The sequence below is a fragment of the Streptomyces bungoensis genome, from assembly GCF_001514215.1.
Classification (GTDB): domain Bacteria; phylum Actinomycetota; class Actinomycetes; order Streptomycetales; family Streptomycetaceae; genus Streptomyces; species Streptomyces bungoensis.
In genome coordinates this window covers 76105-98570 of the sequence record NZ_KQ948852.1, presented here as the reverse complement: position 1 = coordinate 98570, position 22466 = coordinate 76105, and the positions used below count along the sequence as shown (strand labels likewise).

Here is a 22466-nt window from a genome sequence, read left to right as displayed (position 1 = left end):
GAAAGGCTCTCATGCGTGACGTCAACGAGGAGCCGGAGCACGCCGGCCGACGCGCGGTCGCCGAGGCGATCGAGCGGGGCGGCGGGCTCGGCGTGTCCGAACTGCTCGCCAGGGTGCGGGCGGCGGACACGGCGCCCGGCTCCGCCCCCGCCCCCGCACCGGACCTGGACACCCTGACGGCCGCCGTCGCCGCCGCGGCGGGCCGCCGTCTGCCCTCCGGCCGGCTCGCCCCCGACGCCGACTTCTTCGACGCGGGCGGCACCTCCGTCGACGCGGTCGAGCTGGCCGCCGAGCTCGAGGGCGAACTGGGCATCGAGGTCGACCTGGACGAGATCTTCGCGGACGCCCGCCCGTCAAGCCTGGCCCGCCGCTGGCTGCCGCTGCTGGGGAGCGGGGCGGGGGCGGTGGGGCCGGTCGCGTCTTCGGGGGCTGACGTGTCGGGGCCGCCCGGGGCGGCGGCGTCGACGGCGGCCGGGCCGCCGGGTGTGGCGGAGGCCTCCGCGCCTGCCGGGGGATCGACGGCGGCCGGGCTGCCGGGCGCGGCGGGCGCCTCCGCGCCTGCCGGCGCGTCGACGGCGGCCGGGCCGCCGGGTGTGGCACAAGCCTCCGAGCTTGTCGGGCCACCGACGGCGGCTGGACCGCCGGGTGCAGCGGGCGCCACCACGCCTGCCGGGTCCGCGTCGGCCGAGATACCGGGCCCGGCCGACGCGACGGTCCGGGTCCCTGCGTCGTCCGGCGCCTCAGCAGCCTCCCGCGCGCCGCTGACGGCGCCGACCGCGGGCCGGCCTGCCGCGGCGCCGGCAGGGACGGGAGCACCGGCCCCCGCCCTCGCGCCGGCACCGGCCCCCACCCGATCCACGGCACCGGCACCCGCCCAGCCGCCCGCCGCCCACACCCGCGCCCGCCAGGAGGACCTCGACCAGATCCTCGCCGACCTCGCCCTCGCCGACCGGCTGCCGTTCACCGACGTCCCCGAGCCGCTGCCGCCGCGCCGCGTCCTGCTGACCGGGGCCACCGGCTTCCTCGGCAGCCACCTGCTGCTCGACCTGCTGCGGCACAGCGACGCGCACGTCCACTGCCTGGTCCGCGCGGCCGACGAGGAGGCCGCCACGGCCCGGCTCGGCGAGCAGCTCCGCTCCTACCGGCTGCCCTGGTCAGCGGAGGTCCGCCGCCGGATCACGGTCCTGCCCGGCGACCTGCGCCGCCCGCGCCTCGGCCTCACCGACGAGCAGTGGCACACCCTCTCCCACGAGCTCGACAGCGTCGTCGGCGTCGCGGCCGCCGTGGACTTCCTGCGCGGTTACCAGTCGCTGCGCACCGGCAACGTCCTGGGCACGCTCACCCTCGCCGAACTCGCCGCCACCGGCCGTCCCAAGCCGCTGCACCACATCTCGTCCGTCGCCGTGTTCAACGAGGTCGGCATCACCTCCATGGGCGAGGACGACCCCCTCGCGCACGTCGACCGGCTCGTCTCCGGGTACGACCAGTCGAAGTGGGCCGCCGAGGTGGCCCTGCGCCGCGCCCGCGACCACGGCCTGGTCGTCACCGCGCTGCGTCCCGGCGGGATCGGCGGCCACACGAAGACCGGCGCCTACAACCCGCAGGACCTCAGCAGCGGCCTGATCTCGGCCTTCGGCCGCTTCCGCACCGTACCGGCGTTCCGCTATCTCAACGCGGCCCCGGTCGACTGGGTCAGCCGGGTCGCGGCCGCCGCGATCTGCGAGCCCGACGCCTGGGGCTTCGACTACCACCTCACCGGCGTGCCCAACACCCTCGACGACGTCGTACGGGACATGGCGCTCGGCGGCATGCACGTCCGCGTGCAGGACTGGGACGAGTGGCGCACCGACACCCTCGCCCGCCTGGAGGCCGAACCCGTTCCCGAACTCGCCTTCCTGTCGCGGGTGTTGAGCAGTCCCACCGCGCTCAGACTGTGCGAGGCCACCCTGCAGGGGCCCGCCGCCGGCGGGGAGCGCACCGACGCGCTGGTCGCCGCCCTCGGCCTCGCCCCCGCCGCCCGCTACGACTCCCGGGCCCAGCTGCGGACCTTCGAGAAGCTCGCCGACGACGGCCTGGCCCGGCTCCCGCACAAGGACGACCAGCCCTACCTGTGGTTCTCCGAGACCACCGAGGGCACGGTCGGCCCGGTCGGAGCCGCAGCCCAGGCGCCCTGCTCGATGGCGCTCACCCTCTCCATCGCGAGCATGTACCAGCTCGTCACCGAGCGCCGGGTGGACGTCACCGGTGCGCTGACCTGCCCCGCCCTGCACGCCGAGCCGCTGGCCGTGGAGCGCGGCGACGTCTGGGTGCGCCCCGACGAGGGCATCCCGCAGCGGCACGGCCTGCGCCACCAGCTCCTGCGCTACCGCCTGACCCTGCGCGACGCCGACGGCGGCCGGTGGTGGCTGGAGGGCCGCAAGTACGCGCGGGCCCGCCGGGACCTGTGGCGGCAGACCCGCGCCCTGACCGTGGAGATCGGCCGCGAGGGCGAGGCCGCGAGCCTCATCGGCGAGGTCGTCGTACCCGCCGGGTCCTACGTCCGCGACCAGATCGACGGCATCCGGGTGGACCCGCGCCTGACCGGCCAGGAGAAGCGGGCCGCCAAACTGACCTGGCTCGCCTGGTTCGGCCTGGAGATGGGCCGCGGCCTCGTCGCCCCGTTCGCCCGGGCCGCCGCGGACCTGCTCGACCTGCGCCGCACCCCGACCCTCACGGAGGAGCACCGATGATCTTCCGCACCCGCCCCTCCCGGACGGCCCGCCCGGCGCTGCGCAGGGTCCGCACCACCGCGGCGCCGCGCCCCCTGCGCCACCGCCTCGACCCGGCCCGCGTCGAGGAGATCCCGCTGCGCGCCGGCGACGGCGTCCGCCTCGGCCTGACCCGCGTGGACACCGGGGACCCGGGGCGCCCCGCCGTCCTGCTCCTGCACGGGCACACCGCCTCCGCCGACATGTTCCTGCTGCCCGAGACCCGCAACCTCGTCGACGTCCTGCTCGACGACGGCTACGAGCCCTGGCTGCTGGACTGGCGGGGCAGCTGCCGGCTGCCGTACAACGAGACCGGCCACCGGTACACCTACGACGACGTGGCCCTGCACGACATCCCCGCGGCCGTCCGGTACGTCCGGGAACGCATCGGCGACCGGCCGCTGTTCGTGGTCGCGCACTGCATCGGCGCGCTCACCCTGTCGCTGAGCCTGACCGCCGGCCTGGTCCCGGGCCTGGCGGGCGTGGTGTCCCAGGGGGTGTTCCTCACCCCCAAGCTGGCGGGGCGCACCTCCTTGCGGATGTCCGTCGCGGGCGAGCTGCTGAAGTCCCGGATCGACCACATCCCGGTCGACTTCCGCCGGGTGGGCCTGTGGTCGAAGTACACCCCGCTGTTCGCGCTGGCCTCCCGCGGGGCCGCGTGTCCCGACCCGACCTGCCAGATCCTGCACCACTCGGCCTGGGGCACGGGAGCCTCGCTGTTCGTGCACGAGAACCTCGACCGCGCCACCCACGAACGGCTGGCCGAACTCCTCGGACCCGCCCCGCTGTGGATCCTGCCCCACCTGCGCCGGATCGAGCTGGCCCGCTCCGTCGTGCGCTGGCACGACACCGACCACCGCTACCGCGCGCTGCCGCCCAACGCGCTCGACGCCGCCGACCGCATCGACACCCCCGTCCTGCTGCTCTCGGGCAGCGAGAACGGACTGTGGCTGGACTCGCAGAAGCTCTGCCACGAGGTGCTGGCCCGCCGGCAGCCCCGGCTGGACGTCCGGTACACCGAGATCCCCGGCTACGGCCACCTCGACACCTTCCTGGGCCGGGGCGCCGCGCTCGACGTCTTCGGGCACATCCTCGAGTTCCTCGGGACACGCCGGTGACGGGCGCCCGGCGGGCCGACTAGCCTACCCGGCAGTAACCGGACCGCAGCCCAGGAGGCGCCCCATGCCGCAGCTCGATGTCGACGGCGCGACACTCACGTACGACGACGAGGGCCCCCGCGACGGCGTGGGGGCGCCCCTGGTGTTCGTGCACGGCTGGACGGCCGACCGGCACCGCTGGGACCACCAGCTGGAGCACTTCTCCACCGGGCGCCGGGTGATCCGGCTCGACCTGCGCGGGCACGGCGAGAGCGGCGGCGCGGGGTCGCGGACGATCGAGGACCTGGCCCGGGACGTGCTGGCCCTGCTGGACCACCTGGAGGTCGACCGGTGTGTGCTGGTCGGGCACTCCATGGGCGGGATGATCGCCCAGACGATCGCCCTGTCCCACCCCGGGCGCGTCGAGCGCCTGGTGCTGGTCAACTCCATCGGCCGGATGACCTACAGCCGGGGCCGGGGCCTGCTCATGGCGGTGTCCACCCTCGTGCCGTTCAAGGTGTTCGTCGCCGCCAACATCCAGCGCGCCTTCGCTCCCGGGTACCCCCGCGAGGAGATCCGCGCCTTCGTCCGGGCCTCCGCCACCACCCCGCGCGAGGTCGTCATGACCTGCTACTCCGCCATGCGTGCCTTCGACGTCCTCGACCGCGCCGCGGAGATCCGCGTCCCCGTCCTGCTGGTGCACGGCTACCACGACGTCCAGCTGCCGGTGCGGCAGATGCTGCGCCTGGCGAAGGCCTGCCCCGACGCGACGGTCCGCATCATCGACGCCGGCCACGAGCTGCCCGTGGAGAAGCCCGCCGAGCTGACCGCCGCCCTGGACGCCTTCCTGACCCCGAAGCAGTAACCGCCGGGACCTTGGCGAAGTCTTTGCCCGTGGCCGGTTCCCGGCGGACCCGGCCCGGTGCGGCGGCGCCCGCCCCGCCTCGCCCAGGCAAAACGCGGCCGAAACCGTGGGGGAGCGGGGGCCGGGCGGGACGCCGCCGCGTTGACCGGCGCGGGTGCCTGACGGAGGCTCGTCATATAAGTGCTTGATGCAACTGGTTCACGACCGGCTCGGCGGCCGACTCCCGTCCACCCGGACGGCCCGGGCCGGCCGCCGTCAGGGCAGGAGGCAGCGCATGTGCGGCATCACCGGATGGGTCTCCTTCGACCGCGAACTGACCGCCGAGGACACCGCGCTGCGGGCGATGACCGAGACCATGGCCTGCCGGGGACCCGACGACCGCGGCACCTGGGCGCAGGGACCGGCCGCCCTGGGGCACCGCCGGCTCGCGATCATCGACCTCCCCGGCGGCCGCCAGCCGATGACCGTGCGGACGCCCGGGGGGACCGTCGCCCTGGTCTACTCCGGCGAGACGTACAACTTCACCGAGCTGCGCCGCGAACTCGCCGACCGCGGCCACCGGTTCACCACCGACTCCGACACCGAGGTCGTCCTGCACGGCTACCTGGAGTGGGGTGACGCCGTCGCCGAGCGGCTCAACGGCATGTACGCCTTCGCCGTGTGGGACGGCCGCCACGACAAGCTGGTGATGGTCCGCGACCGCATGGGCATCAAGCCCTTCTACTACCACCCGACCGCCGACGGCGTCCTGTTCGGCTCCGAGCCCAAGGCGATCCTCGCCCACCCGCTGGTCCGCCCCCGTGTCCGCCTGGACGGGCTGCGCGAGCTGTTCACCCTGATCAAGACGCCCGGCCACGCCGTGTGGGACGGCATGCGCGAGGTCGAACCCGGCACCGTGGTCACCGTCGGCCGCACCGGCGCCGCCACGCGCGTCTACTGGCGGCTGGCCACCCGCCCGCACGCCGACGACCGCGACACCACCGTCGCCACCGTACGCACGCTCCTCGACGACATCGTGCGCCGCCAGCTGGTCGCCGACGTCCCGCGCTGCACCCTGCTCTCCGGCGGCCTCGACTCCTCCGCGATGACCGCGCTCGCCGCCCGGCAGCTGGCCGAGCGGGGCGAGAAGGTGCGCAGCTTCGCCGTCGACTTCGTCGGCCAGAGCGACCACTTCGTCGCCGACGAACTGCGCGGCACCCCGGACACGCCCTTCGTGCACGACGTGGCCCGGCTGGCCCGGACCGACCACCAGGACATCGTCCTGGACGCCCAGTCCCTCGCCGACCCCGCCGTACGGCGCAGGGTGATCCGCGCCCGGGACCTGCCGGCCGGGTTCGGCGACATGGACGCCTCCCTGCTGCTGCTCTTCCACGCCATCCGCGACCAGTCCACGGTCGCCCTGTCCGGCGAGTCCGCCGACGAGGTGTTCGGCGGCTACCTGCAGTTCTTCGACGAGGAGGCCCGCCGCGCCGACACCTTCCCCTGGCTGGTCCGCTTCGGCCGCCACTTCGGCGACGACACCGACGTGCTGCGCCCCGACCTGGCCAAGGCCCTCGACCTGGAGGGCTACGTCGCCGACGGCTACCGCTCGGCCGTCGCCGGCATCGAACGCCTGGCCGGGGAGAGCGACTTCGAGTACCGGATGCGGCAGATCTGCCACCTGCACCTGACCCGCTTCGTCCGCGCCCTGCTGGACCGCAAGGACCGGATGAGCATGGCCGTCGGCCTGGAGGTCCGGGTGCCGTTCTGCGACCACCGGCTCGTGGAGTACGTCTACAACACGCCCTGGTCGCTGAAGTCCTTCGACGGCCGGGAGAAGAGCCTGCTGCGGGAGGCCACCGCGGACGTCCTGCCCCGCTCGGTGTACGAGCGGGTCAAGAGCCCCTACCCGTCCACCCAGGACCCGCGGTACGCCCGCGCGCTCCAGGACCAGGCCGGGGACCTCCTCGCCCGGCCCTCCCACCGCGTCTTCGACCTGGTCGACCGGGACCGGGTGCGGCAGGCCGCCGAGCGGGAGACCCCCGTCGGCAGCCAGGTCGCCCGGCGCGGCCTGGAGCGCGTCCTCGACCTCGCCCACTGGCTGGACCTGTACTCCCCGGAGCTGGTCCTCAGCTGAGCCCGAGCGCCCGGTCCGCGGCGGCCGCCGTCGGCTGCCACCAGGTCGTCACCGGCTCCCACACCACGACCTCACGGCCGGTGCCGAGCCGGGCGGCGGTGAAGGAGCGGCCCCACTGGTACGCCGACGCGCTCACCCCGATGCCCGGCACCCGGCGGGCCTCGGGGTCCTTCGGGTCGGCGACGGTGCGCACGTCCGCGTACGCCGTCCTGCCCGCGTGCAGCGGGTACGTGCCGCCGGACGTCGCCGGCACCGGCAGCGCGACCCCGTCCAGGTCGCCGAAGGTGACGGTGGGGACCCGGTCGACGAGACAGGCGCGGGTGCCGTGGTTGGTCACGCTGACGCGCACCACGGTGGGTTCACCGGCCGCGGCCTTCGCCCGCACGGTCAGCACCTTCCGGGCGCAGGTCGCGGGCTGGGCGGGCCCCGCGGCCTGGCTCGGCGGCGCGGTCAGCAGCAGGGCCGCGGCGGCGGCCGGGACGGCGGATACGGCGAAGGCGGTGCGGATGCGCATGGCGGGTTCCCCTGTCGCGGTCACTTGCGGATACGGCGTGCCGAGGCACGCCTGCCCGGTTGACGGCCGTGATGCCCACGAGGTTGTGCCGATTCGGGCCTGTTACCCGGTTGCCCTGCTTCTGTCATCCCTTGGTGGAGTTCGCGGCGGAGTTCGCGGCCGGACGTCAGGGCTTCCGGTCCGCCGGACAGGAACTGCCGCTCGCCGGGAGATCGCCGTACAGCAGGAAGTCGTCCACCTTGCGGTGCACGCACGTGGAGGACGAGTACCCGGTGTGCCCGTCGCCCCGGTTGTCGAGCACCACGGCCGCGGGCCCCAGCCGCCGGGCCGTCTCCTCGGTCCAGCGGTACGGCGTCGCCGGGTCGCCGCGCGTGCCCACCAGCAGCATCCTGGCCGAGTGGACGTCCTTGACCCGGTGGCGGATGAAGTCGGTGCCCCGGGGCCGCCCGTAGCACATCAGCAGCTGGTTGAGCCGGAAGCGGCCGAAGACCGGTGACGCCTGCTCGTAGACGGCCGCCAGGCCCTGCAGTTCTCCGGTGATCTGGGCGTCGGTGGGCCGGTCGGGGTCGTCCGCGCAGTTGATCGCCATGAGCGCGGCCGGCAGGTTGTCCGGCGGCACGTCCTGGGCGCCCACGAGCCCGCCGTCCTGCCTCCTGCCCTCGGCGGCCGCCGGGCCCCGCCCGTCCTGCCGCACCGGCAGGGATCCGCCGCCGGAGGCGAAGGCCAGCACCCGCCGGGTGTCGCCGTCCTCGGTCAGCGAGCCCAGCGCCCGTTCCAGCGAGGGCCACTCCTCCCTGCTGTAGAGGGCCTGCCCGATGGCCGCCACCAGGTCCTGCCCGGTGAAGGCGCCGCCGAAGTCCGTGGGCACGGGGTTCTCGTCGAGGGAGCGCACCAGCCGTACGACCTGCTCCCCGGCCGCACGCCGGTCCTGCCCGAACGGGCAGGCGAGATCGGTCGTACACCAGTCCAGGAAGTCGTCCAGTGCCGTCTGCTGCCCCTCGGCCCCCGCCACCCCCTGCTCGGGCAGCGGCTCGGTCAGGGTGTCCACCCCGTCCAGCGTCATCCGGCCCACCTTGTGCGGGAACTGCGCCGCGTACACGGCACCGAGCCGGCTGCCGTAGGAGAAGCCCAGGTAGTTGAGCTTCCCGTCGCCGAGGGCCTGGCGCATCACGTCCAGGTCCCGGGCGGCGTTCACCGTCCCGATGTGCCGCAGCACCGGGCCGGAACGGGCGGCGCACCGGGCGGCGACCTGCCGCAACTGCTTCATCAGGGCCTCGGGGCGGCCGATGTCCGCCGTCACGGCGGAGAGCGGATCGCCGTCCTCGCCGCAGCTGACGGGGGAGGACCGGCCGACGCCGCGCGGATCGAAGGAGACCACGTCGTAGCCGTTCGTCAGGTCCATGAACTGCTTGCCGTCGGCGGCCAGCCGGCTGACGCCGGCACCGCCGGGCCCGCCGAAGTTCAGCAGCACCGAGCCCCGGGAGTGGCCGGTCGCCCGGTAGCGGGCCACGGCCAGGTCGAGCGTGCCGGCGCCGGGGTGCGCGTAGTCCAGCGGGACGGTCACCTTCCCGCACTGCAGGTCCTTGGGCATGTCCGGGCCCTGGCAGGACCCCCACGCCACCCGCTGCCGGTAGAAGCGGGACAGGTCGGGCTGCGGCCGGGCGGCCGCGCCGGCGGTCGCGGGCAGCCCGGCCCCGAGCAGTGCCAGGGCGAGGGCGCCGGCACCCGCCACGCGCCGCACGGCGGGCCGTGTGGTCAGCTTGGCCAGCATCGATCGCCTCCCGGGACACACCCGCCGCGGACCGGGGCTGCGCCCTCGATCACCATAAGCGGGCCCCGCGCGGGCCGCCTCCGGGCGAGCGGGACCCCGCCCGATGATCTAGGCTTCGCCGCCTCCGGCACGATCGATGATCATTCGACGGCTTTACGTGCGGTTCGAATGATCATGCCACTCGATGGGGTGAAAGGCCGATAAGCCATAACTCGGATGGTTCGTCTGCGTTTTAGGTGGTGCAGTGCGGGTGAGCGCCCGCCACGAAGTCTGGAAGGCAGGGAAACCTATGAGACGGGCTACCCGAAACGGTGTGATCGCCGTCGCCGCCGCCTCCGGCGCGATGGCCGTGGCGATGCCGGTGTCCGGCGCCTTCGCGGCCGACGGGGCCGGCGCCGCGGGCTCGGCGGCCGGCTCGGCCGGTCTGCTCTCGGGCAACACGATCCAGTTGCCGGTGCACGTTCCGGTGAACGTGTGCGGCAACACCGTGAACGTGGTGGGGCTGCTGAACCCCGCCGCCGGCAACACCTGCCGGAACGGGGACGACAGGGCCGGCCAGGGCGGCTCGGCCGCCTCCGGCGGTGCGGCGAGCGGTATCGCGGCCGGCGGCTCGGCGCAAGGAGCCGCCGAGGACTCGCCGGGTCTGCTCTCGGGCAACACGATCCAGTTGCCGGTGCACGCTCCGGTGAACGTCACCGGCAACTCCGTGAACGTGGTCGGCGTGGGCAACCCGGCCGTGGGCAACCACTCCGAGAACACGTCCGGTGACGAGCCCAGCCCGCCCGTGACCCGGACGCCGAAACCGCCCGCCCCGGTCAGGTCCCACCCGGCACCGCGCACCCCGGAGCCCCCGGCGGCGTCCCTGGCCCACACCGGGGCGGACATGACCGCGCCCGCGATCGCCGGCAGCGCCGCCCTCCTCCTCACCGGCGCCACCCTCTACCGCCGATTCCGCCCGGGCCGCACCCGCTGACGCCCGCCCCTCCGGCAGCCGTCGCGGGACGGCTGCGGGAGGGGAACCGGCCGAGGCCGGGAAACGGCTGATCCCGTCGTGGTGCGGGCCCGGCCGATCGGGAAGGATGCTGCGGGTGCGCGGCCCCGTGCCGTGCCGACCGCAGCCCGCACCCCCGCCCTCACCGGAAACGGAGCGCACCGATGACCTCACCGGCACCCCAGGACCTCGTCGTCACCCAGGCCGGCCTCGCCGACTGGCCGGTGATCAGCGAGTGGGCGGCCGCGGAGGGCTGGAACCCCGGGCTGTCGGACGGTCCCGCCTTCTTCGCCCAGGACCCCGCGGGGTTCTTCCTCGGCCGGATCGACGGGGAACCGGTGTCGGCCGTCTCCGTGGTCACCTACGGGCCCCACTACGCCTTCCTCGGCTGCTACCTCGTCCGCCCCGACCTGCGCGGCCAGGGCCACGGCCTGACCACCTGGAAGACCGCCCTGGCCCACGCCGGGAACCGCACCGTCGGCCTGGACGGAGTCGTCGCCCAGCAGGACAACTACCGCCAGTCCGGCTTCGAACTCGCCTACCGCACCATCCGGTTCAGCGGCCCGGCCCCCGAGACCCGCACGCCCACCGGGGTCCGGCCCGCCACCCCGGACGACCTGCCCGCCCTGACCGCCTACGACAGCGCCTGCTTCCCGGCCGACCGCCCCCGCTTCCTGGCCGAGTGGCTCACCGGCCCGGGCCATCGCGCCGTCGTCCGCCACGACGGCGACCGCGTCACCGGCTACGGCGTGATCCGCCCCGGCCTCGACAGCCTGCGGATCGGCCCCCTCTTCGCCGACACCCCCACCGACGCCCACGCCCTGTTCGCCGCCCTCACCACCGGCCTCACCGGCTGCCAACTCGCCCTGGACGTCCCCGAACCGAACTCCGCCGCCGTCGCCCTGGCCGAAGAGGCGGGCCTCACCCCCTCCTTCGAGACGGCCCGCATGTACACGGGCCCGGTCCGCGCCCACGCCCGGGAGCGGGTGTTCGGCGTGACGACACTGGAACTGGGCTGACAGCGGGCCGACTTGGCGGGAGGCGCTCCTCGGGGCCGCGCGGGGCGGCACGGCGGCCCCTCCCGCGCTCCACCGCCCGCCGCGCCGGCCAGGGCCCCGTCCCGGGGAGACGTGACCACACCCCGGAGACGATGCGGAGCAACCACGCAGCGACCGGCGCCGGCTCGCGCCGACCACCCCGCCGCATAATTCCGTTGCCCCGCCACCGTGGGAATGCTGAAGTCGGGCCCATGGATCACGCCGCCGTACTGGCCCTCTACGACCGTGACATGCGCGAAGGCGCGCGACCTGACGGGCCCGGGGTCCGGGTCGAGCGGGCCGGGGCCGTCGTGCGCCAGGTCGCGGACGTGAACGGGTGGAACGGCGTTCTGTGGTCGGACCTGGACGCGGGGAGCGCGGACCGGGTGATCGGTGAGCAGATCGCCCACTTCACCGGACTGGGGCTCGGCTTCGAGTGGAAGCTGTACGGCCACGACCGGCCCGCCGACCTGGGCGACCGGCTCCTCGCCGCGGGGTTCCGGGCCGAGCCCGAGGAGACGCTGCTGGCCGGTGAGGTCGCGCGGCTGGCCCTGGACGCGGAGCCGCCCGCCGGCGTCCGCCTCGTCGAGGCCACCGACGCGGCCGGTGTGGACCTCGTCGTGGACGTGCACGAGCGGGCGTTCGGGACCGACGGCACCCGGCTGCGCCACCGGCTGCTCGCCCGGCTGGCCGCCCACCCCGGCACCGTGGTCGCCGTCGTGGCCCTCGCCGGCGAGCAGCCCGTCTCCGCGGCCCGTATGGAGCTGGTCCCCGGCACCCGCTTCGCCGGCCTGTGGGGCGGCGGCACCGTCGAGGACTGGCGGGGCCGGGGCATCTACCGCGCCCTGGTCGCCCACCGGGCCCGGGTCGCCGCCGCCCACGGCTACCGCTACCTCCAGGTGGACGCCACACCCATGAGCCGCCCGATCCTGCAACGCCTCGGCTTCCACGCGCTCAGCACCACGACGCCCTACCTGTACGAGGTGTGACCCTCAGCGGTGGACGCGCGTCCGGTCCAGCGCGGCCACGCCCACGGCCGCCAGGGCGATCTGGATGAGCCACTCGATCCAGTCCGGCCCGCTGGTGTTCGCGACACCGAGCCCGGCGGCGATGGCCGAGCCCAGCAGCGCCGCCACGATGCCGACGACGATGATCCACAGGATGCCGATGTGCTGCCGTCCGGGAACGACCAGCCGGCCCAGCACCCCGATGACGATGCCGATGACGATCGCACTGAGGACGCCTGAGATCTCCATGTCCACCCCTCTGTGTCCGGTCCCCGCTGCTGCGCCGTCTGCCCGCTGGGAGCGGACGCACGCCGTTCCGCTTATTGCCGGGACTTTCTGTTCACCGAGCAGTCATGCCATGTACCTTTCAACAGATCGACGCGTGTAGAACCCTCAAGCTCGTTCTACGCGCGCAGACTTGGCGCCCCCATCGCCAACTCCCCACCCCTCATGGAGGTTCGCCGGATGCCCGGAACCACGAGATTCCGCCGCAGACTGACCACCGCCCTCACCGGACTCGGGCTGCTCGCCGCCTCGGCGGCCCTGCAGATCGGCACCGCGCCCACCCCTGCGCACGCCGCCACCACGCACCGCGTCCTGTTCGACAACGCCCACGCCGAGACGGCCGGCAACGCCGACTGGATCATCTCCACCAGCCAGCCCGACCCGCTCGGCCAGGACTCCACCCCGTCCGCCGAGACGGACTGGACCGGCGCCCTGTCCTCGTGGGGCGTGGCCCTGCAGAAGACCGGCGCCTACAGCCTGAAGACGCTGCCGTCCGGCTCGAGCCTCAGCTACGGCGGCTCCTCCGCCACCGACCTGTCGAACTTCGACACCCTGGTCCTGCCCGAGCCCAACACGATGTTCACGGCCGCCGAGAAGACGGCGATCATGAACTTCGTGAAGAACGGCGGCGGCCTGTTCATGATCTCCGACCACACCGGCGCCGACCGCAACAACGACGGCTACGACGCGGTCGAGATCCTCAACGACCTGATGACGAACAACAGCGTCGACTCCACCGACCCGTTCGGCTTCTCCATCGACTCGCTGAGCATCAGCTCCGACCACCCGGCCGCCATCAGCGACAGCACCGACCCGGTGCTGCACGGCTCCTTCGGCACCGTCACCAAGAGCCTCATCGCCAGCGGCACCACCGCCACCCTCAAGCCGGCCGACAACCCCGGCGTCAAGGGGCTGCTCTACCGCACCGGCTACTCCGGCAACACCGGCGCCTTCTTCCTGACGTCCACCTTCGGCAGCGGCCGGGTCGCCTTCTGGGGCGACAGCTCGCCGATCGACGACGGCACCGGCCAGTCCGGCAACACCCTGTACGACGGCTGGAACGACTCCACCGCCACCAACGCGCCCCTCGCCCTCAACGCCACCGCCTGGCTCGCCGGTTCCGGCACCACCAGCGGAGGCGGAGGCGGAGGCGGTGGCGGCACCTGCACCGCCGCCCAGCTGCTCGGCAACGCCGGCTTCGAGTCCGGCGCCACCACCTGGAACGCCTCCAGCGGGACCATCACCAACGACACCGGTGAGGCCGCCCACTCCGGCTCCTACAAGGCCTGGCTGGACGGCTACGGCTCGGCCCACACCGACACGGTCGCGCAGACGGTGACCATCCCGGCCGGCTGCACCAGCGCGAACCTCAGCTTCTACCTCCACGTGGACACCGCCGAGACGAGCACCTCGACGGCCTACGACACCCTCAAGGCGCAGGTGCTGAACAGCAGCGGAACGGTGCTGTCGACCCTCGCCACCTACTCGAACCTGAACGCGGCCGCCGGCTATACCCAGCGCAGCTTCAACCTGGCGGCCTACGCGGGCCAGACGGTCACGATCAAGTTCACCGGCACCGAGGGCTCGCAGTACCAGACGTCGTTCGTCGTCGACGACACGGCGCTCGACGTCAGCTGACGCACACGGAGCACGACGGCGGGCCCGGCACCTGTGCCGGGCCCGCCGTCGTCGTCCCGCGCGCGTGCCGGCGCGTGGTCCGGCCCGGACGGCGTAACAACGCACGCGCTCCCCGGCTCCGGCGTCCAGAGTGGGCAGCATGACAGGACCTGGCGACCGACCGCGGGGCACGGCCTCCCCGCCCACGCGCAGGCGTGCCGTGCACGGCGCGGGGGAAGCGGCCGAGCGCGCCGCCGACGGACTGTGCCGGCTCGTCTCACACCGCCTGGAAGGGGTCTCCGCGGTGTACCGCGGCGAGGACGGCGACTGGATCGTCAACGTCGACGTGGTGGAGCTCGCACGCATCCCGGACACCACCAGCCTGCTCGCCACCTACGAAGTCGTCCTCGACCCGGCGGGGGAACTGCTGCAGTACCGCCGCGTCGCCCGCTACCGCCGCGGCGCCCAGGACCAGTGACCGGCCCGTCGGGCCCTACCCCGGAAGGACCGCCGCGTGATCACCTACGACGACGAGATCGTCTGCGCGCCCCGTGCCGGCACCCTCTACGACGTCCTCGAACTCATCCTCGACCGCGGCATGGTGATCGACGTCTTCGCCCGCGTCTCGCTGGTCGGCATCGAGATCCTCAAGGTCGACGCCCGGATCGTGATCGCCAGCGTCGACACCTACCTGCGCTTCGCCGAGGCCTGCAACCGCCTCGACCTGGAGCACGACGTGCGGTCCAAGACCGTGCCCGAACTCTTCGGCGGGCCGGCCGCCAAGACCATGGCCAAGGCGGGCGCCAGACGCACCGCCCGCTCGCTGACCTCGAAGGTCCGGGACATCCTCAGCCCGGAAGCCGCCGAAGAGGACGAGATCCGGACCCGCGCCCCGGCCCGGCGCCGGCGCGAACCGGAGGAGGAGCCGCCGCGCCGCCGCCCCGCCCCGGAGCGCCGCCGCCCCGCCGCCCGCCCCCGCGGTGACGAGGACGAACGCACCCGTCCGCGCGCACGCCGCCCCGCCAGAGAGGACTGACCGTGACGGGCACCGCCACCACAGTCGACACCCTGTACGTCTACGGCATCGCCCCTGCCGGTGTCCGGCCCCCGGACACCCCCGGGGTGGGTGGCGCTCCCGTCCGGCTGCTCACCGCACCGGAGCTGTGCGCGGCGGTCTCCGGCGCACCCGAACGCGTCCGCGCCCGCCGCCGCGACCTCGCGGCCCACCAGGCCGTGCTGGACGAACTGCTCGCCCAGGGCCCCGTCCTCCCCATGCGGTTCGGGGTCCTCAGCACCGACCCGGCCGCGCTCCGAACACAACTGCGCGCGGACAGGGACGACTTGACGGCACAACTCGACTCGGTCCGGGACTGCCTGGAGATGAACGTGAAGGGCACGGCCGTGCCCGGTCACTTCGCCGACCTCGTGCGCCGGGACGAGAAACTGCGCGTCCTGGCCCGGCGGACCCGGCAGAGACCGGACTACGAGGCCAACGTGCGGCTGGGCGAGGCACTGGCCCGGGGCGTCCGGCGCGAGGCACGGCGTGCGGCGGGCGAGGTCCTCGCCCGCCTGACCCCCCTCGCGGTGCGCGTGGCCGGGGGACCGCTCGACGAGGAACGGGTGCTGAGCGCGTCGTTCCTGCTGCGCTGCGGCGACGAGCAGCGGTTCCGCGAGGAGGTCGCCGCGCTGGCCGGCCGCCTCGGGGACCGCCTCGCGCTCAGCGTGACCGGACCTCTGCCGTGCTACAGCTTCGTCGCGGCGCGTCCCGCCGGCACCGGGCGGTGAGGGGACGGGATGGGCATCGTCACGGAACTGCTGCTGCTCCCCCTCGCCCCGCTGCGCGGCACGCTCTGGGTCACGGACCGCCTGGTCGAGGAGGCCGAACGGCGGACGTCCGGCCCGCACACGGTGCTGGCCCGGCTGGCAGCGCTCAACCGCGCCCTGGACGAGGGCGCCATCGACGAGTCGGCCTTCGAGCAGGAGGAGGAGCGGTTGCTCGACCTCCTCGAAGGTCCCGCCCGCAGCCCGCGAGGACGGGAGGTATGACAGGCATGAGAAGCAGCACGGCGGCCCTGGCGGCCGCGGTGGCGGCCGGGTACGTCATGGGCCGCACGAAGAAGACCAAGCTCGCCGTCGCGCTCGGCACCTGCCTCGCGGGCGCCCGGGGATCCGGTGGCCCTCACCCGTCCCCGCTCCAGGACACGGTGGACCGCCTGCGCGGTGAACTGCTGACCGCCGGACAGGCGGCCGTCCTCGCCGCCGACCGCTGGCTGACGGGCGTGGCCGACCGCCGGAACGCGGACCTCTACGACGAGGACGCCTACGAGGACGACGCCTACGAGGACGACTACGAGGACGACTATGACGCCGCCTACGAGGACGACGACTACGAGGACGACGCCAACGAGGACGCCGCCTACGAGTACGGGGAAGGCGATCCGGTCGAGGACGCCTACGCCGACGTCTACGCGGACGACGCCGACGACGACCCCCGCGACGCCGCATCCGACCACGAGCGCGTCCTCCGGCGCCGCTGAACGCCACGGGAGCCCCTGGTGACCGACGTCTCCCCCTGGACCACGAACCCGGACCCGCACGCCTACCCGCCGGCCAACGGCAGCCTCGCGGACCTCCTCGAACGCGTCCTCGACAAGGGGATCGTGATCGCGGGCGACATCAAGATCGATCTGCTGGACATCGAACTGCTCACCATCCGGCTGCGGCTGTTCATCGCCTCGGTCGACACCGCGCGCAGGGCCGGCATCGACTGGTGGGAGACCGATCCGGCGCTGTCCTCGCGGGCCGCCCGGGACGCGCTGGCCGAGGAGAACGCGCGCCTGCGCGCCGAACTCGACACCCTGAGGGACGCCGACGCGGCCACCGACCCGGCCACCGACGTTCCGGAGCGGGTCGGATGAGCGGCACACGGCGGGACACCGTCACCTACGCCTTCGCCGTCACCCGCGCGTGCCCGCCCGCCGACGCACTGGCCGCGGAGGCGGGACACGACGGCGGCGGCCCCCTGCGCGCGCTGCCCGCCGGCCGGCTCTGGCTGGTCGTCCAGGACGTCCCCGCCCAGGCCTTCGGCGGGGACCGCCTCACGGCCCGGCTCAATAGCCCCGACGAACTGGAGAGCTGCGCCCGCGCGCATCACCGGGGCGTCGAGGCGGCCGCCCGGCAGGGCGCCGTCGTCCCCTTCCCGATGGCGACCATGTACCTCGACGACCGCAACGCGGTCCAGGCCGTCACCGACCGGGAGCCGTCGTTGTGCGCCCTGCTCGACCGGCTCCGCGACCGCACGGAGTGGGCGGTGAAGGTGCACGCCGCCGAGGCCTCCGCCGCTTCCGGCGGCGCGGGCGACGCCGCCGGCGCCGGCGCCACGGGCGGGCGGGACTACCTCAGCCGGGTCAGCGCACGGCGCCGCACGGTGCGGGAGGAGCACGAGAAGGCCCTGGCCGCCGCCCAGGCCGTCGACCACGAGCTTCGGCGGTACGCCGTCGCCGCCACGCGGCACCGACGGCAGAGCGAGCAGCTCACCGGTACAAGAGCGCCCCAACTGCTCAATGCCGCCTATCTCGTCGAGGACGGGAGGCGCGCCGACTTCGCCCGGGCGCTGGCCCGGCTCGCCGCCGACCGCCGTCACCCGGCCGTGGAGATCAGCGCGTCCGGGCCCTGGATCCCGTACTCCTTCGCCCGGCCGGAGCGGGAGTGGCACGGCTCGTGCCAGGAGGCCCGCGCATGACCGCACCGACTGCCCGCGACCTCGACCTGGCGGGTGTGCCCTGGGAGGAGCCGGAACCGTACGCGCCGATCGGCGTGCCGCTCGTCGACCTGCTGGACCGGGTGCTGGCGACCGGCGTGGTGGTCAGCGGTGACCTGGTCCTGGCGGTCGCGGACGTGCCCCTGGTGCGGATCTCGCTGCACGCCCTGCTGGCGTCGGTCAGCGACCGGGTGCCGGCGCCCTGGCCGGACAGCGGGCCGCTGTGACCGCGCCGCGCGCCCACTCCCTGGACCTCGACCCCGAGCGGGTCGCGAACGACCTGGCCGCGCTGGTCCTGGCGGTCGTGGAACTGCTGCGGCAGCTGATGGAGCGCCAGGCCGTCCGCCGCTTCGACGAGGGCACGCTGAGCGCCGAGCAGCAGGACCGGCTCGGTACCGCCCTGATGCTGCTCGACCGGCGGATGGACGACCTGTGCGCGCAGCACGGGCTGAGCCGCGCCGACCTCAACCTCGACCTGGGCCCGCTGGGGCCGCTCCTGGCCGACCCCGAGCCGTGACTCACGCGGCCGGGACTCATGAGGCAGTGACTCACGGGGCAGGGACCGTCCGCTCCGGCGTGTTCCAGCCCGAGACCCGCACCCGCGGTGCCGACCCGTGCAGATCGGCGGTGCGGTAGGTGGCGGTCAGCGTCACGGACTCGCCCGGCCACAGGCCGACCTCGTTGTCCGACCACCGCACCGGCAGCACCGGCCTGCCGTGCGCGTCGACCAGGTGGACGTCCGTCAGCAGCGACGGTGTCCGGCCGGTCCCGGCGTTGCGCACGGTCACCGTCGTGGTGGACGTGCCGCCCGACGACCGGGTCGACGCCGTCGCCGCGACCGGCACCCGTGCCATCGACGACAGCCCCCTGAGGTCCGCGTACGACGTCGTCGGCGTGTAGTACCAGTCGGTGTGGGCCCAGTCGAGTGCGTCGGCCCGGGTGGAGAGCCAGTACACGTTGCGGCTCACCTCCCGGCCGCCGGCGTCGGTCAGGGTCAGCCGCAGCAGGTACGTCGAGGACCGTCCGGGCACCGTGGACGGCAGGGTGAGCGCGGTGCCGTGGGCGCCGTCGCCGCGCACCGCGAGTCCGGCGACGGTCCGGTCGTACGTCTGCCGGCCGTCGGGGTCGAACAGCGTGGCGCGCGCGGTGAGCCCGCTCGCCGCGGCGTGCCGGCGGTTGACGACGACGACCGACCGGTTGTCGTAGGAGTACTGCACGTGCAGCGGCTCGTTGGCCTTCTTCGCGCCGAAGTAGGCGCCGCCCTGGTCGAGGTAGCGGTCCGTCAGCTGCCAGTGCAGGGAGGTCCAGCCGCTGTTGAACATCCAGTAGACCACCCCGGTGGCGGGCCGGTCGGCGTCCGTGGCGTTGCGGGCGTAGGCCTCGAACTGGGCCCGCACGTTCTCGTACTGGGCCAGCTGCGCCTTGCGGACGTAGTCGGTGAGCCCCGTCGGGGCGCCGTAGCGGCCGGTGAGGGCGTGGTCGTAGATCTTCAGGGTGCCGAAGACGGGGGACGGCGAGCGGTGGTACTGCCGGTCGTCCGGGTTCTTCCAGAGCGTGTCGAGTTCGGCGGGCGTCATCATCCGGCGCAGGGTGTCCAGGGTGGGGATGTCCGGGCCCGCGCTGGTCTCGGAGTTGAAGCCGGTGGCCCCGCCCTCCCGCTTGGCGTACCAGTAGCCCGGCGGCACCCAGTCGTACGGGCCGGTCATCTTCATGCCCGAACGGCCCATCTGCGGCGAGGAGTTGTCGGAGGCGGCGGCGACCACCGGGGTCGGCCAGTCGGCGGCACGCAGGGCGTCCAGGTAGGTCTTCTCGATCCGCGCGTCGGGCGCGAAGTCGCTGCCGATGAGGAACGAGATGACGCTCGGGTGGTCGCGCAGGCGGGCGGCCTCGGCGGCCATGGAGGCCTTCGCGACCGGATAGTCGGCCTCGGTCCACCGGTCCCCGGTCTCGCTGCCGTTGACGTTGCCCTCCCACTTGTCGCAGCACTCCCAGCCCGGCAGCGTGAGCACGCCGTAGCGGTCGGCGAGGTCGAAGAACTCGTCGGGCTCGATGTGGCCCTCCAGGCGGATCGTGTTCAGGCCCAGGTCGAGCGCGTACCGCAGCCGGTCCGCCGCGTAGGCGGTGTCCCAGCGCAGGAACTCGTCGGGGGACCAGCCGCCGCCCCTGATCAGGAGCTTGCGGCCGTTGATCCGGTACTGGCGTGCGCCGTGGGCGTCGAGGGGGGCCCGGACGTCGCGGATGCCGAAGGTCTCCTCGGCGGTGTCCGACGTCGCTCCGGAGACGGACGCGGTGAGCCGGAGCCGGTACAGCGGCTGACCGCCCATGCCGGCCGGCCACCACACCCGGGGGGAGGCGATACGCAGGCCGGGGACGTCGCCGGGGGAGAACGCGACGGTCCTCGTCTCGTGCGCGGCGAGCGGCACGGCCCGGGAGAAGCGCGTACCGCCGACGCTGCCGGTGACGCCGGCCGTGACCGGCGCGCCGCTGTCGTTGCGCACCCGGGCCCGGACGGTCAGGCCGGCAGTGGCGAGCGACGGCACGGCGAGTTCGGTGACCACGTGCGCGTCGTCCAGCGCCACCGGGCCGCCCCGGTGGACGACGACGTCCCGGACGAGGCCCATGTCGCGGTCGGGCGGGGGCTGGAGCCAGTCGATCCAGCCCATGGTGAGGTTCTTGTTCGGGTCGTTCGGCCGGACCCGGAAGGCGACCGTGTTCGTGCCCGGCCGCACCAGCGGGGTGATGTCCAGCTCGTGGCGGGTGTAGGCGCCGGTGACGTCGGCGGCCGCGGCGACCCGGTGGCCGTTGACGTACACGTCGGCCGCCGACATGACGCCGCTGAAGTCCAGCCGGGTGCGCCGGCCGGTGTCCGCGACGGTGAAGTCGGACCGGTACCACCAGGGGACCTGGAAGTCGGCGCGCGGGATGCGCTGCTGGTTGGTGGAGCGGAACGGGTCGGCGTAGACGCCGTTGGCGAGCAGCGCGGCCAGGACGGTGGAGCGGGGCCCGGCCGGGTACCAGCCCGCCGCCGGATAGCCGGGGGAGGAGACCGCCGCCGCGGAGTCGCCCACCTTCGCCGTGGACTGGATCGCGTACCCGGCGAGCGGTGTCGCGGAGCCGGCCGCCGACGGGACGTGGGTGACCCGTGGGGGCCGCGGCGGTGCCGGGTCCGGGTTCCGGGCTTCGGCGCCGGCACCGGTGGTGAGCGCGCCGAGCAGGCTCAGCAGCACGGCGACCAGGGTGAGGCGGCGTCCGGGGGCGGGGCGAGGGAACACGGCGGTCTCCAGCCTCGTAAAGTTAGGAAACTTTACTAACCCGGCTCAAGGTAGGGCGCGGCGGGAACCGTGTCAACGACCGTAACCGCCACCGTCCCCGGTACCGCCTACGACCCGTCAGGCGTCCCCCGTCCGGCGCTCGAAGACCAGGTTCCGCGCCGTGTCCAGCGCCGTGGCCGTCGCGCCGAGCAGTACCGCGTCCTCGCCGAGCCGGCTCGGGGCGATCACCGGCCGCAGCGGGGTGAGGGCGCGCAGGTGCTCGCGGACCGGCCCGAGCAGCAGGTCCACGCTGTGGCCCACCCCGCCCCCGAGCACCACGAGGTCCGGGTCGAGCACGGCGGCGGCGGCCGCCACGGTGTGCGCGATCCGCTCACCCTCCAGCTCCACCGCCCGCACCGCGGCCGCGTCGCCCTGCCGGGCCGCGTCGAAGACCGTCTTCGCGGAGAGCTGGCCGCTCATCCCGAAGGACCGGGCGGCCTCCACCACCGCCGTCCCCGACACCGCGTCCTCCAGCCGCTCCGGCTCACGGGCCCGCGCGGTACCCGCCTCCGCCGTCTTCGGCCCGCGCCGCCCCGGCCAGGGCAGGAACCCGATCTCACCGGCGAGTCCCCGAGCCCCCGTGAACAGCCGCCCTCCGCTGACGATCCCCATGCCGAGGCCGGGGCCTATCAGGATGTACGCGAAGAGCCGGCTGCCCGCGCCGACGCCGTACGTGTACTCGCCGAGCGCCGCCAGATTGGCGTCGTTGTGCACCTCCAGCGGCACGCCCAGCTCCTCGCACATCCGGTCGACGAGCCCCGCACGCCCCCAGCCCGGCAGATGCATCGCGTACCGCACCCGCCGCTGCCTCTCGTCGTAGACACCGGGGGTGCCGATCACCCCGTGCACCACCCGCGCCGGGTCCACACCCGAGTCGCCGATCACCCGCCGGGCCGTGTCCACCACCAGTCCGGTCAGGGCGGCGGAGGCGCGGGCCCGGTTGCGCACGTCCGCCCGGGCGACGACCCTGCCGTCGAGATCGACCACCGCCACCCGCAGCCAGCCCCGGCCGATGTCCACGCCCAGCGCGTACCCGGCGGCCGGGTCCGGGGCGTAGAGCACGGCGGTGCGCCCGCGCTCGGGGGCGCGGGTGCCGACCTCGTGCACCAGGCCCGCCGCCTCCAGTGAGGCCAGCGCGCTGGACACCGTCGGCTTCGACAGGCCGGTCTCCCGGGCCAGTTGGGCGCGCGACGCGGTGCCGAGCGTGCGCAGCCGGTCCAGCAGCAGCCGCTCGTTGCCGGCGCGCAGGCGCTGCCGGTTCCACGGCTCCACGGTGTCACGGGCGGGCATCGCACCATTCTCACGTATGGCCGCCGCCTACTTGACGGCTCTAGTAAGGCTCCTTAAC

Annotated in this window: 22 protein-coding genes; 17 read left to right on the top strand and 5 right to left on the bottom strand. The window is 74.2% G+C overall.

From position 1 onward, the window contains the following. Positions 1-11: 11 nt before the first annotated feature. The 4 genes from AQJ66_RS04750 to asnB all read left to right on the top strand — a co-directional run bounded on the left by AQJ66_RS04750 (position 12) and on the right by asnB (position 6825). Positions 12-2729, top strand: a complete 2718-nt coding sequence (locus AQJ66_RS04750) for a thioester reductase domain-containing protein (protein WP_061917028.1) — start codon at positions 12-14, stop codon at positions 2727-2729. Next, positions 2726-3865: an alpha/beta hydrolase gene (locus AQJ66_RS04745; RefSeq protein WP_061917026.1), complete on the top strand. Its 1140-nt coding sequence runs from the start codon at positions 2726-2728 to the stop codon at positions 3863-3865. The genes AQJ66_RS04750 and AQJ66_RS04745 overlap by 4 nt, the downstream gene beginning before the upstream one ends. 64 nt (positions 3866-3929) lie before the next feature. Continuing rightward, positions 3930-4709: an alpha/beta fold hydrolase gene (locus tag AQJ66_RS04740; RefSeq protein WP_061917024.1), complete on the top strand. Its 780-nt coding sequence runs from the start codon at positions 3930-3932 to the stop codon at positions 4707-4709. A 274-nt stretch (positions 4710-4983) separates the two neighbouring features. After that, positions 4984-6825, top strand: a complete 1842-nt coding sequence (gene asnB, locus AQJ66_RS04735; RefSeq protein WP_061917021.1) for an asparagine synthase (glutamine-hydrolyzing) — start codon at positions 4984-4986, stop codon at positions 6823-6825. On the opposite strand, the gene AQJ66_RS04730 is transcribed toward asnB, so the two are convergent. Beyond that, entirely contained in the window at positions 6818-7339 is a 522-nt protein-coding gene (locus AQJ66_RS04730; protein WP_061917019.1) for a DUF4232 domain-containing protein, read from the bottom strand. The genes asnB and AQJ66_RS04730 overlap by 8 nt on opposite strands. Before the next feature lie 166 nt (positions 7340-7505). Then, positions 7506-9110, bottom strand: a complete 1605-nt coding sequence (locus AQJ66_RS04725) for an alpha/beta hydrolase (RefSeq protein WP_061917016.1) — start codon at positions 9108-9110, stop codon at positions 7506-7508. A 313-nt stretch (positions 9111-9423) separates the two neighbouring features. Between AQJ66_RS04725 and AQJ66_RS04720 the strand changes: the two genes are divergently transcribed. The 3 genes from AQJ66_RS04720 to AQJ66_RS04710 all read left to right on the top strand — a co-directional run bounded on the left by AQJ66_RS04720 (position 9424) and on the right by AQJ66_RS04710 (position 12127). Beyond that, complete coding sequence (locus tag AQJ66_RS04720; protein WP_061917013.1) at positions 9424-10083, top strand: chaplin; 660 nt, start codon at positions 9424-9426, stop codon at positions 10081-10083. 182 nt (positions 10084-10265) lie between these two features. Continuing rightward, the gene (locus AQJ66_RS04715; protein ID WP_061917011.1) at positions 10266-11120 is read left to right on the top strand and encodes a GNAT family N-acetyltransferase; all 855 of its coding nucleotides are present in this window, start codon (positions 10266-10268) and stop codon (positions 11118-11120) included. A 230-nt stretch (positions 11121-11350) separates the two neighbouring features. Next, positions 11351-12127 carry a GNAT family N-acetyltransferase gene (locus tag AQJ66_RS04710; RefSeq protein ID WP_061917009.1) on the top strand — a complete coding sequence of 259 codons (777 nt, stop codon included), beginning with the start codon at positions 11351-11353 and terminating at the stop codon, positions 12125-12127. 3 nt (positions 12128-12130) lie between these two features. Here the strand turns inward: AQJ66_RS04710 and AQJ66_RS04705 are convergent, their stop codons facing one another. Then, a complete protein-coding gene (locus AQJ66_RS04705) occupies positions 12131-12394 on the bottom strand; it encodes a GlsB/YeaQ/YmgE family stress response membrane protein (RefSeq protein WP_061918261.1) in 264 nt (87 codons plus the stop codon). Positions 12395-12610: 216 nt separating this feature from the next. On the opposite strand from AQJ66_RS04705, the gene AQJ66_RS04700 reads away from it, so the two are divergent. From AQJ66_RS04700 to AQJ66_RS04655, 10 genes are all read left to right on the top strand, one after another. Next, positions 12611-14068: a hypothetical protein gene (locus tag AQJ66_RS04700; protein ID WP_061917007.1), complete on the top strand. Its 1458-nt coding sequence runs from the start codon at positions 12611-12613 to the stop codon at positions 14066-14068. A gap of 139 nt (positions 14069-14207) precedes the next feature. Next, positions 14208-14525, top strand: a complete 318-nt coding sequence (locus tag AQJ66_RS04695) for a gas vesicle protein GvpO (protein WP_061917004.1) — start codon at positions 14208-14210, stop codon at positions 14523-14525. 36 nt (positions 14526-14561) lie between these two features. Continuing rightward, positions 14562-15083 carry a gas vesicle structural protein GvpA gene (locus AQJ66_RS04690; protein WP_061917001.1) on the top strand — a complete coding sequence of 174 codons (522 nt, stop codon included), beginning with the start codon at positions 14562-14564 and terminating at the stop codon, positions 15081-15083. Positions 15084-15085: 2 nt separating this feature from the next. Further along, complete coding sequence (locus AQJ66_RS04685; protein WP_244162746.1) at positions 15086-15832, top strand: GvpL/GvpF family gas vesicle protein; 747 nt, start codon at positions 15086-15088, stop codon at positions 15830-15832. 9 nt (positions 15833-15841) lie between these two features. Then, entirely contained in the window at positions 15842-16093 is a 252-nt protein-coding gene (locus tag AQJ66_RS04680) for a gas vesicle protein GvpG (RefSeq protein WP_061916996.1), read from the top strand. Positions 16094-16098: 5 nt separating this feature from the next. After that, positions 16099-16584 carry a hypothetical protein gene (locus AQJ66_RS38755; protein ID WP_061916994.1) on the top strand — a complete coding sequence of 162 codons (486 nt, stop codon included), beginning with the start codon at positions 16099-16101 and terminating at the stop codon, positions 16582-16584. 18 nt (positions 16585-16602) lie between these two features. Beyond that, the gene (locus AQJ66_RS04670; RefSeq protein WP_061916991.1) at positions 16603-16965 is read left to right on the top strand and encodes a gas vesicle protein; all 363 of its coding nucleotides are present in this window, start codon (positions 16603-16605) and stop codon (positions 16963-16965) included. Continuing rightward, a complete protein-coding gene (locus AQJ66_RS04665; RefSeq protein ID WP_061916988.1) occupies positions 16962-17789 on the top strand; it encodes a GvpL/GvpF family gas vesicle protein in 828 nt (275 codons plus the stop codon). The genes AQJ66_RS04670 and AQJ66_RS04665 overlap by 4 nt, the downstream gene beginning before the upstream one ends. After that, positions 17786-18034 (top strand): gas vesicle protein, encoded by a 249-nt coding sequence (locus AQJ66_RS04660; protein ID WP_208611283.1) that lies wholly within the window; start codon positions 17786-17788, stop codon positions 18032-18034. The genes AQJ66_RS04665 and AQJ66_RS04660 overlap by 4 nt, the downstream gene beginning before the upstream one ends. Next, entirely contained in the window at positions 18031-18324 is a 294-nt protein-coding gene (locus tag AQJ66_RS04655; RefSeq protein ID WP_061916986.1) for a gas vesicle protein K, read from the top strand. Before AQJ66_RS04660 ends, AQJ66_RS04655 begins: the two co-directional genes overlap by 4 nt. 31 nt (positions 18325-18355) lie before the next feature. Here the strand turns inward: AQJ66_RS04655 and AQJ66_RS04650 are convergent, their stop codons facing one another. Continuing rightward, a complete protein-coding gene (locus tag AQJ66_RS04650; protein ID WP_061916983.1) occupies positions 18356-21079 on the bottom strand; it encodes a glycoside hydrolase family 2 protein in 2724 nt (907 codons plus the stop codon). A 117-nt stretch (positions 21080-21196) separates the two neighbouring features. Then, positions 21197-22408: an ROK family transcriptional regulator gene (locus AQJ66_RS04645; protein WP_061916980.1), complete on the bottom strand. Its 1212-nt coding sequence runs from the start codon at positions 22406-22408 to the stop codon at positions 21197-21199. Positions 22409-22466 lie beyond the last annotated feature (58 nt).